4 protein-coding genes are annotated in these 1645 nt (G+C 59.3%); 3 read left to right on the plus strand and 1 reads right to left on the minus strand.

Features of this window, described 5'->3' with window-relative positions; genetic code table 11:
- Positions 1 to 267, minus strand: a 267-nt coding sequence (locus O4H53_RS26885) for a winged helix-turn-helix transcriptional regulator (protein ID WP_269368060.1), incomplete at its 3' end; no start/stop codon positions are given.
- 17 nt (positions 268 to 284) lie between these two features.
- Between O4H53_RS26885 and O4H53_RS26890 the strand changes: the two genes are divergently transcribed.
- The 3 genes from O4H53_RS26890 to O4H53_RS26900 form a co-directional block, all read left to right on the plus strand.
- On the plus strand, positions 285 to 578 hold the full coding sequence (locus tag O4H53_RS26890; protein ID WP_331284259.1) for a hypothetical protein: 294 nt from the start codon (positions 285 to 287) through the stop codon (positions 576 to 578).
- Positions 575 to 1123, plus strand: coding sequence for a contact-dependent growth inhibition system immunity protein (locus O4H53_RS26895; RefSeq protein ID WP_269368062.1), 549 nt, complete (start codon positions 575 to 577; stop codon positions 1121 to 1123). The genes O4H53_RS26890 and O4H53_RS26895 overlap by 4 nt, the downstream gene beginning before the upstream one ends.
- A gap of 166 nt (positions 1124 to 1289) precedes the next feature.
- Positions 1290 to 1645: VOC family protein (locus O4H53_RS26900; RefSeq protein WP_269368065.1), on the plus strand; the 356-nt coding region annotated here is incomplete at its 3' end.

Raw genomic sequence — 1645 nt, forward strand, 5'->3', positions numbered from 1 at the left:
CCCGGACCGGGTCACCAGCAAATCTGCCTCAAGCTGTCGCAAGGCCCGCACCAGCACGCGGCGGTCGGCATCCGGCAAGCGCTTTTGCAGCTGCGGCATCCCGGCGGCCCCTTCGGACAGCGCGACGATGATCGACGCTTTCCACTGCCCCCGCACGGTGTCCAGACCCGCGGCGAGGTCACACCAGCTTTTCAACGCATCACGGTTCTGGTGCTGCACCGTCCGGTAGCCGTTGGCGGCTATGTCAGAATTGTCAGACTGGCCCATGTGCATCTCTTCCGTAACTGTTCCCAGTAGCAAATAAGAGAGGCCAGGCGACCAGCGTGAAAACGCTTGATTTGGATGCCTATACCTACCGAACCTCGCCATCGCAGATTTACGGTACGTTAAGTCAGTATCTGCGAGACTTGGCGGAGTTTGACGGAGGAGAAGGATTGATCGATCCCGGCAAGGTCGAGGCTCGCGTTCTTCAATTGGCCGTCCCCGAAGGTTCGCCGGAACAAATGTCGCAAATCCGGCGGGCGGTCGACTTGGCTGAGGATTTGGGGATAGAGATGATTGTGGAGGTGACGGGATGAGCGAGGATCGCAGCTATCACAATCTACCGAACGGAGATGCGCGTGAACATTTCAGCGTCACCGCGAACGCGTTCACCAAATTCTATTTGATCGAATCCAAGGTCTGCTACCGTGGCGCTCTGCCCGACCCCGAAGGCATCCGCCATGTCCTGCCCCCCGATGCCGATGCCGAACAGCTCGGCACCGCGATCCTCGACGCGCTGTCGCATGCCCGCTTCATCCACCCGTCGCACCCCGATTTCGATGCGCTGTTCAAGGAACGCAAGGCGGCAGAGCTGGTCGACGCCTACGATGCGGAACTGATGCGGCTGGCAGGCGTGAAGACCAAGGCCAGCCTTTATCGTGGCGCCAGGGGCGTGAACGTGACGCTGCATTCCGACTGGGACGAGATCAAGATCTACGCCTTCGCCCGCCGCAAGGGACGGTATTTCTGGAGCAAGAAGACAGACGCCTCGGGCAAGGAAACCGTCCCCGCCTCGGCCAGCGCGATTGAATTGGGTGAGGCATATCTGCGGGCGTTGGCAAAGGGTGGATCGGTTTCGTAGATGTGAATGCCGACATTGGCGCAGTCGCAGCGAATTTCCGCTTCGTCCCGCTGAGCGGACTATTGGAACTGTTTTGTTCGGGCAGGTTTGGACGGGGCCTTCTACCAATCTGAAAAGAAAAAGCGGGCTTTGAGATGGGTGTTTCAACTTCTCAAAGGAATGTCCGATGACCATCACCGCACAAACCCAGACAGACCGCCCTGAGACGCCCATGACCAATCAACCCTTCCTGGGTCTGCATCACATCGCCCTGCGGGTGGAAGATCTGACTGCGACCGTGACCTTCTTTGAGGCGCTTGGATATCAGAAGGTGCACCACTGGCACCTGCCTGAATACAGGATCGACACCGCGGTGATGATGCAAAGTGCCGATGCCCGGAGTTGGATCGAACTCTTCGACATGAACGCCGCGATCCCGATGCAGGGCGTTGGCGCGATCCCGGGACAGGCTGTCGTCACCGGCGCTCTGGCGCATCTATGTCTGAGCGTCAGCGATCTGGACCTTGCCAGCGCGCAGATCAT

The sequence above is a fragment of the Sulfitobacter sp. G21635-S1 genome, from assembly GCF_027213915.1.
In the GTDB taxonomy this organism is placed as follows: Bacteria; Pseudomonadota; Alphaproteobacteria; order Rhodobacterales; family Rhodobacteraceae; genus Sulfitobacter.

Excerpts from the sequence above, each read along its gene's own strand:
- O4H53_RS26895 (WP_269368062.1), top strand. The coding sequence starts at position 575 with ATGAGCGAGGATCGCAGCTATCACAATCTACCGAACGGAGATGCGCGT.